Source organism: Microbacterium neungamense (genome assembly GCF_024971095.1).
GTDB lineage: Bacteria > Actinomycetota > Actinomycetes > Actinomycetales > Microbacteriaceae > Microbacterium > Microbacterium neungamense.
Genome location: NZ_CP069717.1, coordinates 104,256 through 117,264, shown reverse-complemented (window position 1 = coordinate 117,264; position 13,009 = coordinate 104,256). Strand labels below are relative to the sequence as shown.

General features: G+C 70.6%; 13 protein-coding genes. 6 read left to right on the top strand and 7 right to left on the bottom strand.

The window, feature by feature from the left end:
* Nucleotides 1-87: 87 nt before the first annotated feature.
* Together JSY13_RS00580 and JSY13_RS00575 are read left to right on the top strand one after the other, a co-directional pair.
* Nucleotides 88-645: a hypothetical protein gene (locus JSY13_RS00580; protein WP_259607092.1), complete on the top strand. Its 558-nt coding sequence runs from the start codon at nt 88-90 to the stop codon at nt 643-645.
* 21 nt (nt 646-666) lie between these two features.
* A complete protein-coding gene (locus tag JSY13_RS00575; RefSeq protein WP_259607091.1) occupies nt 667-963 on the top strand; it encodes a DUF503 domain-containing protein in 297 nt (98 codons plus the stop codon).
* Between the two features lie 52 nt (nt 964-1,015).
* Here the strand turns inward: JSY13_RS00575 and JSY13_RS00570 are convergent, their stop codons facing one another.
* The 7 genes from JSY13_RS00570 to JSY13_RS00540 form a co-directional block, all read right to left on the bottom strand.
* Nucleotides 1,016-1,996: an SRPBCC family protein gene (locus tag JSY13_RS00570; RefSeq protein WP_259607090.1), complete on the bottom strand. Its 981-nt coding sequence runs from the start codon at nt 1,994-1,996 to the stop codon at nt 1,016-1,018.
* 2 nt (nt 1,997-1,998) lie between these two features.
* Entirely contained in the window at nt 1,999-2,379 is a 381-nt protein-coding gene (locus JSY13_RS00565) for an ArsR/SmtB family transcription factor (protein ID WP_259607089.1), read from the bottom strand.
* Nucleotides 2,380-2,432: 53 nt separating this feature from the next.
* Nucleotides 2,433-2,894 (bottom strand): hypothetical protein, encoded by a 462-nt coding sequence (locus JSY13_RS00560; RefSeq protein WP_259607088.1) that lies wholly within the window; start codon nt 2,892-2,894, stop codon nt 2,433-2,435.
* 394 nt (nt 2,895-3,288) lie between these two features.
* Nucleotides 3,289-3,978: an NAD(P)H-hydrate epimerase gene (locus tag JSY13_RS00555; RefSeq protein ID WP_259607087.1), complete on the bottom strand. Its 690-nt coding sequence runs from the start codon at nt 3,976-3,978 to the stop codon at nt 3,289-3,291.
* Nucleotides 3,979-4,002: 24 nt separating this feature from the next.
* Nucleotides 4,003-4,974, bottom strand: coding sequence for a nucleoside hydrolase (locus JSY13_RS00550; protein ID WP_259607086.1), 972 nt, complete (start codon nt 4,972-4,974; stop codon nt 4,003-4,005).
* 87 nt (nt 4,975-5,061) lie between these two features.
* Nucleotides 5,062-6,720, bottom strand: a complete 1,659-nt coding sequence (locus tag JSY13_RS00545) for an ABC1 kinase family protein (protein WP_259607085.1) — start codon at nt 6,718-6,720, stop codon at nt 5,062-5,064.
* 250 nt (nt 6,721-6,970) lie between these two features.
* Entirely contained in the window at nt 6,971-7,549 is a 579-nt protein-coding gene (locus JSY13_RS00540) for a PadR family transcriptional regulator (protein ID WP_259607084.1), read from the bottom strand.
* Nucleotides 7,550-7,862: 313 nt separating this feature from the next.
* Between JSY13_RS00540 and JSY13_RS00535 the strand changes: the two genes are divergently transcribed.
* The 4 genes from JSY13_RS00535 to JSY13_RS00520 all read left to right on the top strand — a co-directional run bounded on the left by JSY13_RS00535 (nt 7,863) and on the right by JSY13_RS00520 (nt 12,969).
* A complete protein-coding gene (locus JSY13_RS00535) occupies nt 7,863-8,948 on the top strand; it encodes an extracellular solute-binding protein (protein WP_259607083.1) in 1,086 nt (361 codons plus the stop codon).
* A gap of 25 nt (nt 8,949-8,973) precedes the next feature.
* Nucleotides 8,974-9,996, top strand: a complete 1,023-nt coding sequence (locus JSY13_RS00530) for an ABC transporter ATP-binding protein (RefSeq protein WP_259607082.1) — start codon at nt 8,974-8,976, stop codon at nt 9,994-9,996.
* A 211-nt stretch (nt 9,997-10,207) separates the two neighbouring features.
* Nucleotides 10,208-11,941 (top strand): ABC transporter permease, encoded by a 1,734-nt coding sequence (locus tag JSY13_RS00525; protein ID WP_259608222.1) that lies wholly within the window; start codon nt 10,208-10,210, stop codon nt 11,939-11,941.
* The gene (locus JSY13_RS00520) at nt 11,938-12,969 is read left to right on the top strand and encodes a LacI family DNA-binding transcriptional regulator (protein WP_259607081.1); all 1,032 of its coding nucleotides are present in this window, start codon (nt 11,938-11,940) and stop codon (nt 12,967-12,969) included. The genes JSY13_RS00525 and JSY13_RS00520 overlap by 4 nt, the downstream gene beginning before the upstream one ends.
* The last annotated feature ends 40 nt before the right edge of the window (nt 12,970-13,009 follow it).

Sequence of the window (13,009 nt, the reverse complement as noted above, 5' to 3'; positions counted from 1 at the left end):
GTTCCGGCCTCTCGCCGCTTCGTCATCGTCATACGCTGGTGACGGCCGTTATCCGGGGGGACCATGGCGTTCGGCGACATCATCTCCGTGCTCGCGCTGCTCTTGGCGCTGCTGAGCCTCATCGTGTCCGGATGGCTCGTCGTCATCGAGCACCGACGTGACGAACGGGCTCGGGAACGAGAGCGCCGGGAGCAGGCAACCCTCGTGCAGGCCTACGTCGCGGAGTTCGCCACGCCGGATGCGCCGAGGCGCTGGGGCATCGTGGTGATCAACGCCGGACAGTCCAGCGTCACCAACCTCCTCATCTGGACGCGCTCGAAAGTCGATCCGGAACGCCGCGCGAACGGCGAGCTGCCGACGGCCGGGCGATACCTCACGGTCCCGCCCGGTCGGTACTTCATCGAGAGGGCGGAGGCCGGTGCCGCCTATCCATGGCGCTTCCCGGTTGTCCTCCGCGACGACGAGCGTCCGCAGCCGATCATGAACACGCTGGATTGGCTGGTCGAGAAGTTCGAGTTCGCGGATGCCAACGGGCAGTGCTGGCGTCGGACCTATGATCCGACCGCGGTGGAAACCGGCGACCTCTCCGCCATCGACGGCTCAGAGTTGTCGAAGCCTCGCTTGGGACGACCCCAGCGCCGCTAATCCGCCTGCCAGACTCTCGTCATGTGGATCGGGTGGATCGAGTTCGACATCCTGCTGGGCGACGTGCACTCGCTCAAGGAGAAGCGCAGCGTGATCCGGCCGCTGATCGCCGACCTCAGCCGCCGCACCGAGGCGTCCGCCGCCGAGGTGGGTTCGGCGGATCTGCACCGCCGCACGCAGATCGGCGTCTCGGTCGTCGCCGCGCACGCCTCGCACGTCCGCGACGTGCTGGATCAGGCCGAACGGATGCTCGTCGAGCAGCATCCGGAGGTCACGCTGCTGTCCACCCGCCGCGGCCTGCACTCCAGCGAGGACTGACGGGACGACGCGGGGCCGGCCGACCCGCGACGGATCGGCCGGCCCCGCCCGATCAGACCGTGAGTACCGCCGACTCGAGGCGGCTGTACGAGGCTTCCATGCCGTCGGCCATTCCGGTGGCGAGGATGGCGTCGCGGGTCTCCGCGTCCGGGAACTCCATGAGCACGGTGATGAGTGTCGCGCCGTCCTCTTCGTAGAAGTTGATGTCGTTGAGCACGTCGGGGCCGTCGGTGCCCTGCATCCGCTCGAGCTGGACGGCGCGGCGCGGCGCATCGACGAGCAGCATCTCGCCCTCGAACCCGAACGGTTCGCCTTCGGTGTCGCCGACCGGCGCCCAGGAGGTGCGGTAGCGGTCGCCCGCGGCCAGGCCGACCTCGCACTCCGTCATCTCCCAGCCGTCGGGGCCGAGCATCCAGCGGCGAATGAGGTCGGGATCGGTGTGCGCACGCCACACCATGTCGCGCGGTCCGTCCACGAGCCGGGTGATCCTCACGTGCGTGTCGTCGAGCAGCTCGACCCGTGTGCCCTTGCCCTGGGCGTACTCGCGGAGGTCCTGCAGCACCGCGTCCAGCTGGCTCATCGCCATCCTGGTGCCCTCGACGGCGCCCATCGCGACAACCTGCTCGAGCGCGTCGATCGATTCGAAGTGGGTCTTCGTCACCATCCGGGTTCCTTCCGCGGCCGGCTCGAACGTGAACACCATCCGCATGGTGGGGAACTCGGTGGTGGGGTTCCCGTTCTCGTCCGTGAACCCGTCGAGCACTTCGAAGCGGTGCGGCTCCTCGATCGCGAGGAACTCCCAGTACCCGGAGGACCGCTCGCCGCGCGGGCCGGTCATCGTGTACGTCGCGCGGCCGCCGACGGTGTGGTCCCAGGCGGTGAAGGCGGCAGGCCACCCGGGAGGGCCCCAGAACCGTTCGAGCTGCCGCGGGTCGCTGTACGCGGCCCAGACCCGCTCGACCGGGGCGGCCAGGTCGGCCGTGACGGTCATCGTCAGGTTCTCGGTGTCGGTGGTGACGTCGGTGACAGGCATTGTCAGTCTCCTTCTTGGGTGCGTTCGGCGTTTCGTTCCTCGGATGCCGGCGGCTCCGCCAGCAGGTCGTCGAGGCGGGCGATGCGCGCCCGCCAGAGTTCCTCGTACCGGGCGAGCAGGGCCCGGGCGCGCGCGATCATGTCGGGGTTCGCGCGGACGAGCCGCTCGCGTCCCTCGGCGCGCTTGACGATGAGCCGCGCCTCCTCGAGCACGGCCACATGCTTCTGGACCGCGGCGAAGGACATGTCGTAGTCGCGCGCCAGCTCCGAGACGGACTGCTCCCGCTCGATCGTCCGGCGCAGGATGTCGCGCCGGGTCGCCGTCGCCAGTGCGTGGAACACACGGTCGATCTCCGCTTCACTGAGTTCACTTCGTACAACCATTTGGTTGTACGTTAGGACGCCGCGGATGCCGTGTCAAGACCTTCTTCCCGCGGTCACGCCGAGCATGGCTGGAGAGCCGGACCCTCTGCCCGCGGACGCACCGCCTCGGCGATCGCGAGGGCGACCGTGGCGGCCAGGATGACGAACGCCGCTGGCAGCGGCAGCATCATCGGACCGCCGGCCCCGACGAGGGCTGCTGCCGCACCCGCACCGATGGCGATGCCGCCGTTGAACAGCACCGGGATCAGTGCGCCTGCGAAGTCGCGATGACGGATGCCGGCGATACGCAGGATGAGCGTCTGGGCCAGCGGGGGAAAGGCTCCGGATCCCAAGCCCCAGAGCAGAACGACGAAGACCGAGACCATCGGAGAGGACGCGACGGAGGAAGCCGCCACGGCGAACGCCGTCACCGCGAGGGAGACGCTGAGGCCCTTGACCGTGCCCTGTCCGACACGGGCGGCGGCGACGAGCCCCGCCGCTGATGCCGCTCCGAAGACGAGCAGCACCGTGCTCATCCCACCCGGGAGCGCCGTCGCCGCGGGCGCGGCAAGCCGAGTGAGGAATGTGTAGGCCCTCGAACGGTTGCGGCCCTGCTCGGTGCGGAACTGGAGGGGCTTGAAGACCGGATCGCGTGCCTGGCCCGCAGCCGCGACACCATCCGCGAGTATCTGGCGCGGACCGAGGCGGACGCCGCGCAGGGCTCAGCTGCCTGAGCTCGTCCCGCCGATTCGGAGGGCGCGTCGCGCTGAGGCACGCGACCGCCTACGTCCACCTGAGCTGCACCCGCGGAAAACCCAGACGGACTGCCTGCCGCCCGGCGCGTCGCCCGCGCGACACGCCGCCTCGAGCACGAGTGGTCTGGGTTCTCCGAGAACGGCATCCTGTCCGGGGGCTCGCAACCGCCACCCGTCACGGATGCCCGACGCGCACCTCATCGACCACGGCCTGCCCGACCGGCTCCCCGAGCATCAGACCCAGCTCCACCAGCACGATCCGACCACACAGCCGCGGACCGTCGCCGCGGGTGAGACCGGTTTTCACCGCACCGAAGGTCACCGTGGTCTCGGCCGGCAGGACGACGCCATCCGACGCACCGGTGTCCGGGTCGAGCCCACTGGGCAGGTCGACGGCGATCACGCGCGGCCTCGCCGGCAGCAGAACGCCCACGGCATCCCGCGCCGCACCTCGCAGGCCACCGCGCGCGCCGATGCCGAGGATGCCGTCCACGACGAGGTCGTACGCCGCCGGCTCGAGGTCGGAAAGGGAGATCGGCGCGGCACCGGCATCCGTCGCCGCGGCGAGCGCCTCCTCGTGCAAGCGGTCCGCCGTACGCAGGACGTCGACCCGCACGCCCCGCTCGGCCAGTGCCGCCGCCGCGAACAGCGCGTCGCCGCCGTTGTCGCCGGCGCCGGTCAGCACCAACATCCGCTGCGGCGGATGCTCCGCGACCTGCTCGGGGATCGTTTCCGCGATCACCTCCGCGATCACCTCGGCAAGGGCGGCGGCCGCGCGGCGCATCAGCGGCACCCCGGCGGCGAGGAGCGGAGCCTCGGCCGCGCGCACCGCGGCGGCCGTGTAGGTGGGAGCGGACTCTGCCATGCGGCCACAGTAACGCCGGAGCGCTCAGAGCTCCGCGGTGAGCCGGCCGATCGCGTCGACCACCAGGTCGGCGAACCGGTCCTGGTCGATCCCGAGGGCAACGCGCGTGCGGAAGTCGGTCTGCCGCTGCGCCGAGCCGTCGCTGTGATGCATGCCCGGGACGTCCGCGAAGTTCACCACGGTCGTCCCGCGAGTCCACTCGCCCCGCAGCTCCACCCGGACGTCCGCCGCCGCGGTCGTGAGAACCGCCGGGTCGATGAGCGCGGCGATGCAGCACGCGTCGTGCACGGGAGGGAAGTCGAACTCGTACTGCCGCCGGTAGGCGTCGCCGACGAAGCCCCAGATGTCCAGCGCGAACCCGGCCACCGGCCCGCCGATCGCACGCACCCGCTCCTGGAGCTCGGCCGTGGCGAGCGCCTGATGCGTGGTGTCGAGACCGACCATCGTCACCTCCCAGTCGGCGCGGAACACCGCCTCGGCCGCCTCCGGATCGGCGTAGACGTTGAACTCGGCGTGCGGGGTGACGTTGCCGCGCGTGTGCGCGCCGCCCATGAGCACGACGGACTTCACCCGATCGGCGATGCGCGGCTCGGTGCGCAGCGCCAGCGCGATGTTGGTGAGCGGCCCGACGGGGACGAGGTTCACCGTGCCCGGCTCGTGCGCCATAACGGTGTCGATGATGAACTCGACGGCGTGCCGAGGATCGAGGTGGAACGCGGGCTCAGGAAGCACGGGTCCGTCGAGGCCCGTGTCACCGTGGATGTCCTCGGCGATCACCTGCGTCCCGACGAGCGGTCCCGCGGATCCTCGCGCGACGGGGACACGGATGCCGGAGACCGTGCACACCGACAGGGCGTTGCGGGTCACCTTCTCCAGCGTCTGGTTGCCGGCGACGGTCGTGATGCCGAGCAGGTCGATGGCCGGGTTGCCGGCCGCCAGCATGATGGCGATCGCGTCGTCGTGGCCGGGGTCGCAGTCGAGGATGACCTTCTCCATGGGCCCATTCTTCCCCAGCATCCGTCCAGTCCCGGCGCCGGACTCAGGCACCCGGCGCCGGCCCACGGGCAGCCGCCCGTCGCGGGCTCAGGCGCGTCCGCCCGGCGCGCCGAACACGGCGTGCAGCAGCGGCACCGCCGACGCGCACATCAACACGACCCCGAGCGGAGCCGCGGGCGCCAGCAGCAGCGCGCCGCCGATGAACAGCCCGGCGAACAGGACGGCCGACACCGCCCGCCGGCCGATGCGCACCAGCCGGTCGAGGCGGCGCTCGAGCGCGGTGGTGTCGAACGTGAGCGTACCGGCGTCGAAGCGGCTGATCAGCGAGTCCACGCGCTGCGGCAGCCGCCACAGGATGCCGGCGTTCGTGAGGGTCTGCCTGCCGAGGTCCTGCGCGAATCCGCCGCTCTCGTCGCGCAGCAGCCGCCCGGCGTACGGCTCGACCGGTTCCCAGATGTTGAAGTCCGGATCCAGCGAGCTGCACATCCCGGAGGTCAGCGAGACGGCGCGCATGAGCAGCAGCAGCTTCTCGGGGAACTGGACGGGCAGAGCCCGGACGGTGTCGCCGAACTCGACGGCGAAGTCGCGGAACTCGCGCGGGTCCACGTCGCGCAGCTGGTTGAACCCCATCCCGCCGAAGCGCGCGAACAGCACGGTGAGGGCCCGCTCGAGTTCGACGGTGTTCGCGGCGGGCAAGAGCACCCCGATCTGCCGGGCCGCGGCGACGAGACCGCGGCTGTCGCGCGAGGCCACCGCGATGACCAGGGTGCGCAGGCCCGCACGGATGCCGTCCGGCACCTCCGCCATCATCCCGAAGTCCACGAACGTCAGCCGCCAGCCCCTCCCGGCATCCGGCGTCACGAAGATGTTCCCCGGATGCGGATCCGCGTGCACGAACGAGTGGGTGAACACCTGGTCGAGCATCACCTCGGCGAACACCTGCGCGACCTCGGCGGGGTCGATCCCGGCATCGCGGAGGCCGCGATGGTCGTTGATCTTGATCGCGGTGACGTCCTCGAGCGTGAGCACGCGGCGCGTGGTGCGCTCCCACACGACCTGTGGCGCGCCCACGCGGGGGTCGCCCGCGAAGCACTCCGCGAAGCGCTCGGCGTTCGCGGCCTCGTGCAGGTAGTCGATCTCCTCGTGGCAGGTCTGCGCGAACTCCTCGACGAGGGCGGGGGCGTCGACGCGGTCGGCGACGATGCGGATGCGGCGGAGCCAGCCGGCCACCCGCCGCAGCGCGGCGAGGTCGACCGCCACGATGCCGTCGATGCCCGGTCGCTGCACCTTGACGACGACGCGGTCGAGCCCGGTGTCGGCGGCGTCGGATGCCGAGAGCGTCGCGCGGTGCGCCTGCCCGAGGGATGCCGCGGCGACCGGCACCGGCTCGAACGACGCGAAGGCGCGCTCCAGCGGCACGCCGAGCTCGGCTTCGGCGAGCGCCCGGATCTCCGGGAAGGGCACGGGCGGCACCTCGTCCTGGAGACCGGCGAGTTCGGCAGTGATCTCGGGCGGCAGCACGTCCAGCCGCGAAGAGAGGAACTGCCCGACCTTGATCATCAGTCCGCCGAGCTCGACGGCGAGGTCGCGGAACCGGCGGGCCAGGCGCAGCATCCGGGCATCCCGCGTGCCCTCGGCGAGACGCACGAAGCCGACGCGCGGGAGCACGAGCTCGAACCACCAGATCTGCACCAGCGCACGCGCCGCGAACGACAGGATGCGCCGGTACCGCGCCCGATGGTTCATCCACCCTCCCCCGTCCTGCCCCGCCTGCGGACGCTGAGCCTCTCGAAGCGTCCCCGCCACACCCGGACGCTGAGCCTGTCGAAGCGTCCCCGCCCGGCCACTGCCGGACGCTGAGCCTGTCGAAGCGTCGCCGGGCCCTTCGACAAGCTCAGGGTCCACACACCCGCACCCGCCCCTTCGGCAAGCTCAGGGTCCGAAACCGCATCCGGACCCTTCGACAGGCTCAGGGTCCGAGCCGGAGCTCGAACCCTCAGCTCTTGGCGAGGATCGAGTACAGCCTACGGCGGGCCTCGTCGATCACGGCGACGGCTTCGGTGACCTGCTCCGGAGTGCCGGTGCGGGCGACCTGCGCGGCCGCGGCCGCCAACTCCATCCCCGCCTTCGGCAGTGCGGCGATGTGTCCGCCCGGCCGCGACCCGAACGCCTCCCACGGCGCGGGCTTGCCGGCGCTCTCCGCCACGGCCTCGCGCCCGGCCTCGGTGAGCGTGTAGGTCTTGCGACCGTTCTGCTCCTCGGCGCTGATCAGGCCCTCGTCGGCGAGCAGCTGCAGGGTCGGGTAGACCGATCCCGCGCTCGGCTTCCAAGCCCCGCCGCTGCGGTCCTCGATCTCGTGGATGATCTGGTAGCCGTGCATCGGCTCCTCCGCGAGCAGCGCGAGCACGGCCGCGCGGACGTCGCCGCGCGCCATGCGCGAGGGCCCGACGCGCTGCTCGAACGAGTTCTTCAGCTGCTCCATCGCGTCCCAGATGGCGGCGCCCGGATTGCCTCCGAATCCACCGCCGCCGAAGCCGCGTCCGCCGAATCCCCCGGAAGAGAACGAACCGTCCATGGTGACCTCCTCGATCGAACGATAGTCAACGATATGTCGTCAACTGCACCGACGGAAGAGGGCCCTCACAGCCCTCCGCCGGCCCCGGGCCGGCCGAGCCGCGAGCCATCGCCGCCCGCCGCGCCCGGCCACGTCCCGTGAAGCTGGCCGCCCGCATCCGTTCACCTCACGGTGCCCCGCGGTTCACCAACCCGTCTTACTCTGGGTGCGGCCACGCGACCGCGCTTAAGAGATTTGCGTTTCTTTGTGCGTTGGCTACAAGAAATGGGTAGTGTCGGATAGGACACACCCTCGAAGGCGAGAAAGGACGACCATGGCCGACATGCGGAAGAGGCGCTGGACCCTCATCGGGGCGGCGACGATCACGGCACTGGCACTCACCGGCTGCACGGCTGCCGCGGAGCCGGCCGGCGAGGCCACGGAAGGCGGAAGCGGCGGCGACGAGGGCGGCACCCTCATCGTCTACACCAACTCCAACAGCGACGGTCGCGGCGAGTGGATCGTGGAGAAGGCCAAGAAGGCGGGCTTCGACATCGAGATCGTCGGGCTCGGCGGCGCGGATCTCACCAACCGCATCATCGCCGAGAAGAACAACCCGGTCGGCGACGTCGTCTTCGGCCTGAACAACATGTTCTTCGAGCAGCTCAAGGCCGAGGAGGCCATCACCGCCTACGAGCCGGAGTGGAGCGGCGAGGTGCCGCAGGAAGCCGGCGACGCGAAGGACGGCGCCTACTGGCCGCTGGTCGAGCAGGCCATCGTCACGGTCTACGACGAGAACCGGGTGACCGACCCGCCCGCCGACCTCGAGACGCTGTGGACCGACGAGACCTACAAGGGCCGCTACGAGGTGAACCCGGCGCTCGGCCAGGCCACCCCGCAGCTCGTGCTCGCCAGCATCCTCACCGAGAACCTCGACGAGGACGGCGACCTCGGTGTCAGCGACAAGGGCTGGAAGCTCGTCGAGTCGTACTACACCAACGGCTCCCCCGCGGTCGAGGGCACCGACCTGTACGCCCGGATCACCCGCGGCGAGGTCGACTACGGTGTGCTGCCGTCCAGCGGCATCGCCGCCCGCGACGCCGAGTACGGCACGAAGACGGGGATCATCGTCCCCGAGTACGGCGTGCCGTACGTCACCGAGCAGATCGCCCCCATCGCCGGCTCGGGCAACGAGGAGCAGGCGCAGGAGTTCATCGACTGGTTCGGCAGCGCCGAGGTGCAGGGCGAGTTCGCGGCCGAGTTCAACGCCATGCCGGTCAACGAGGGCGCCATCGACCAGGCCAACCCTGAGGTCGTCGAGCTGATGGAGAGCCTGCCGCGCCAGGAGATCGACTTCGACTTCGTCGGCGAGCACCTCGGCGAGTGGGTCGAGAAGGTCACGCTCGAGTACATCGGCTGAACGAGCTGAACGACGGAATGACGCGATGATCCGGTTCGACGACGTCGAGGTCGCCTTCGGCGACCACACCGCGGTCTCGCATCTGGACCTGGAGATCCAGGAGGGTGAGTTCTTCACCCTCCTGGGTCCGTCCGGATGCGGCAAGACCACCGCCCTTCGTGCGCTGGCCGGCTTCATCGAGCCCACCGGCGGCCGCATCCACATCGCCGGGCGCGACGTCACGCGCGTGCCGAGCGAGAAGCGCGGCGTGGGCATGGTGTTCCAGAACTACGCACTGTTCCCGAGCATGAGCGTGCGCGACAACATCGCGTTCGGGCTCGCCATCCGCAAGGTGCCCAAGGCCGAACAGCGCCGGCTCGTGGACGAGGTGGCCGAACGCACCGGGCTCGCCGCCTCCCAGCTCGACAAGAACGTCGCCGAGCTCTCCGGCGGTCAGCAGCAGCGCGTCGCGATCGCCCGCGCGCTCGTGCTGACTCCGCGCATCCTGCTGCTCGACGAGCCGCTGTCCAACCTCGACGCCAAGCTGCGCGTCCAGCTGCGCCAGCAGTTGAAGGAGCTGCAGCACCAGGTCGGCGTCACCACGGTCTACGTCACGCACGACCAGGAGGAGGCGCTCACCCTCAGCGACCAGATCGCGGTGCTCGAGTCCGGCCGGCTGCAGCAGGTCGGCACCCCCGAGGAGATCTACGACCGCAGCGCCACCGCGTTCGTGTGCCGGTTCATCGGCGAGAGCAATCGCCTCACCTCCGGCATCCTCGACCGGATCGCGGATGCCGGAGGGCTCGACGCCTCCGCCGAGAGCTACGTCCGCCCCGAGAAGCTGCACCTGGCCGGCGTCGACGATCCGAGCCCGGCATCCGCGGTGCTGGACGGCACCGTGACCGGCCGCACGTACCACGGCAGCCACAGCGTGTACACGGTGGCGGTGGCGGATGCCGCGCTGCGCGTGAGCGTCCCGGCGGGGGCGGGCACGCGCCGGTGGGACGCCGGCGACGCGGTGCGGATCGGCGTCGACCCGCGCTGGGTGCTGCAGTATCCGGCGGTGTGAGATGAACGACCCGAAGACCCCCGTCCCGCCGCCCGAGGCAGCGCTGCCCGGTGAGGCCGGCCTGCTCACCGGCGTCGCGGCATCCGACGTCACCCGCGAGCGCGACGGCGAGCGCGATGGCACCGGCGAGCGCGGCGAGCGTGGCGCCGCCCGCGCTCGGGGGCGAAGGACGCGCGGTTCGCGGAGCGGCAGCGCCGGCGGCATCCGTGCCATGCTCCGCTCACCCCTCGCCTGGGTGACCGGCGTTGTCGTGCTGTGGTTCGCGGCGGCGTTCCTCGTGCTGCCGAACGTCGTGCTGCTGGGCACCACGTTCTTCCCGGACGGCGAGTTCAGCCTCGGCGCGATCGAGAAGCTGCTGCGCAGCGAGAGGGCGATGCGCACCCTCGGCAACAGCTTCCTGCTCGCGGTGACCCTGTCGATCACGGTGAACGTCGTGGGCGTGTTCATCGTGCTGGTGACGCAGTACTTCCGCATCCGCGGCGCCCGCCTGCTCTGGCTCGGCTACGCGACCACCCTGATCTACGGCGGCATCGTGCTCGCCGCCGGCTACAACTTCATCTACGGACGGTTCGGGTTCGTCACCAACCTGATGGCGAACCTGAACCCCGACCTGAACCGTGACTGGTTCTCGGGTTACTTCGCCGTGGTGTTCGTGATGACCTTCGCGACGACCACGAACCACATGCTGTTCCTGTCGTCGTCGTTGGCGAAGGTCGACTACGCGTCGATCGAGGCCGCGAAGCTGATGGGCGCCTCGTCGTGGACGATCCTGCGCCGCATCGTGCTGCCGGTGATGAAGCCGATGCTGTTCGCCGTCACCGTGCTCACCTTCCTCATCGGCCTGGGCGCGCTGACCGCCCCACTGGTGCTCGGCGGACCCGACTTCCAGACCGTGGCGCCGCTGATCATCGACCTGTCGCGCAGCCCGATCACCCGCGACATCGCGGCACTGCTGGCGATCATCCTGGGCGTCGCGACGATCATCCTGCTGGCGATCATGAACCGCGCCGAGAAGTCGGGCGTGTACTTCTCGGTCGCGAAGGTGGCCACGCCGATCCAGAAGCAGCCGATCCGGAACCCCGTCGCGAACGTCGTCGTGCACGTGATCGCGTATCTGCTCTGGGTGATCTACCTGATCCCGGTGGTGCTGATCGTGGTGTTCTCGTTCGTCGACGCGCGCAGCATCCTGGCCGGGTCGATCACGCTCGACAGCTTCACGCTGCAGAACTACATCACCGTGTTCAGCAGTGCGGCGGCGCTGCGGCCGTTCCTGGTCAGCGTCGTGTACAGCGCGCTCGCGTCGGTGGTCGTCGTCGGCGGGCTGCTGTTCGTGGCACGGATGCTGCAGAAGCACCGCAACGCCGTCACCGCGTTCCTGGAGTACGTGCTGCACATCCCGTGGATCCTGCCGATCGTGCTGATCGCGCTCGGGCTGGTGATGGCCTTCGACAGGCCGCAGGCTCTGGTCGGGAACATCGTGCTCACCGGTACGCCGGTGCTGCTGCTGATCGCCTACATCAGCGTGAAGATCCCGTTCACGCTGCGGCTGCTGAAGGCGGCGTTCGCGTCGGTGCCGGACTCGCTGGAGGACGCGTCCCGCATCCTCGGAGCGCGGTCGCTGACCACGTTCCGGCGGGTGCTGATCCCGCTGGTGCTGCCCACGGCGGCGGCGATCACGGCGCTGAACTTCAACAGCCTGCTCGACGACTACGACGCGGCGATCTTCCTGTACCACCCGCTGTACCCGCCGCTGGGCGTCGCGATCCAGGAGAGCACGCGCGGCGAGAACAACCTCGACGCCATGCCGATCACGTTCGTGTACACGGTGCTGCTGATGGTCATCATGGGTGTCACGATGTACCTCGTGTATGGACGTGGTTCGCGCGTTGGGGCACCGCGGCGGGTCGCGCGGCGGGCGCGGTCGAGGGGGTCGCGCTCGGCATGAGCGATCCGCGTTCACCGCTGCACGTCACGATCAACGACGTCGCCTCCGCCGCGGGCGTCTCGCGGGCGACCGCCACGCGAGCGCTGAAGGGCGAGGGGCGGATCGCCGAGGAGACCCGCCGCCGCATCCTGAAGACCGCCGAGCGGCTGGGATACGTGCGCAACACGATGGCCGCCGAGCTCGCCGCCGGCCGCACCCGCACGGTCGGGCTGATGCTGCGCGATGCCAGCAACCCGGCGTACGGGCTGCTGTTCTCGCTGCTGCAGGACGAGGCGCACCGACGCGGGCTCGATCTCGTGACGGTGACCGTCGGGATCGGGGCCGACCAGCAGGGGGCGCGGCAGGTGGACGCCCTGCACCGGCTGCTCGGGATGCGCGTGGCCGGGCTGATCGTCGCGACCGGCGGGGTGACCACCGAGCAGCTGCAGCCGTTCGCGGATCAGGTGCCGATCCTGCGCGCCGGGCGGGTCGAGGCCGAGGGCCGGATCCACGCGGTGTACTACGACGAGCAGGCGCACGGACGGATGCTGGCCGCGCACCTGCTCGGGCTCGGGCACCGGCGGGTGGCCGTGCTCGCGGCGGGTCCGGAGTACTCCTTCACGGAGCAGCTGCGGGCGCGGGCGATGCAGGAGGCGCTGACGGATGCCGGGGCCGAGGTCACCATGATCGCCGCGGGCGCGCGGCCCGAGGACGGCGTGCCCCAGGCGCTCGACGCGCTGCGGGCCGGGGCGACCGCGGTGATGTGCGCGTCGGATCCGCGGCAGCTGGCGATGCTGCGAGCCGCGCGGGACGCCGGCATCGACGTGCCCGGCGGGGTGAGCGTGACCGGCTGCGACGGCGTGCTGCCCGGGGCCGATCTGCTGGGACTGACGACGGTGCGCATCCCCGTGGAGCAGGTCGCGGCCGCGGCCGTGGAGACCATGCAGCGGCTGCTCGGACCGGATGCCCCGGAGGAGACGGTCCGGCGCGGGTTCGCCGGCGAGCTCGTGACGGGGGCGACCGCTGCCGCGCCCCGAGCCGACCCATGACCCGACCGTGTCGGGAGACGACCGTGTCCGCACACCAGGA